Below are 487 nucleotides of genomic sequence, written 5' to 3'. Positions count from 1 at the left end.
GGAATAAACCGCATATTTTTACATATATCCCTTGTGTTAATCTTCTCAACAGACTTCACCTCTTTTAAATAGACAATTATCCGTTACTTATCGTTGAAACAACATCAAAACCTTTAATTTCTATAGCCTCTTTCAGTGAACTAATATCTATGGAGGATTTCTCATATTCAATTTGAACGGTTTTATCAGCCAGGTTTACCCGCCCCAGAGCCCCAAGCTGTTTCAACGAATTTTCGATCGTAGTTACACAATGATTACATGACATTCCTTCAACACGAAATGTTATTTGACTCATGCTCATCTCCACCTCACAATGTAATTTTGAAGAAATGAATCAACCAAGCAGTTGCTTTAATGCAGGTACTCTACGAATAACTAGTGCATCCAAAGTAAGAACAATTAGCAAAGAAATTCCAACTAGAGGAAAAATGATGCTCCAAAGTAAGAACAATTAGCAAAGAAATTCCAACTAGAGGAAAAATGATGC

1 protein-coding gene is annotated in these 487 nt (G+C 35.3%); it reads right to left on the bottom strand.

The features are described from left to right. Positions 1–76 precede the first annotated feature (76 nt). The gene (locus AC1DUA_RS40455) at positions 77–295 is read right to left on the bottom strand and encodes a cation transporter (protein WP_477504997.1); all 219 of its coding nucleotides are present in this window, start codon (positions 293–295) and stop codon (positions 77–79) included. Between the last annotated feature and the right edge of the window lie 192 nt (positions 296–487).

It is taken from the genome of Paenibacillus sp. 01T422, assembly GCF_056398785.1.
This window is presented reverse-complemented; position numbering and strand designations above follow the sequence as displayed.

Coding starts and splice junctions, on each gene's coding strand:
- AC1DUA_RS40455 (WP_477504997.1), bottom strand. CDS start 295: ATGAGTCAAATAACATTTCGTGTTGAAGGAATGTCATGTAATCATTGT.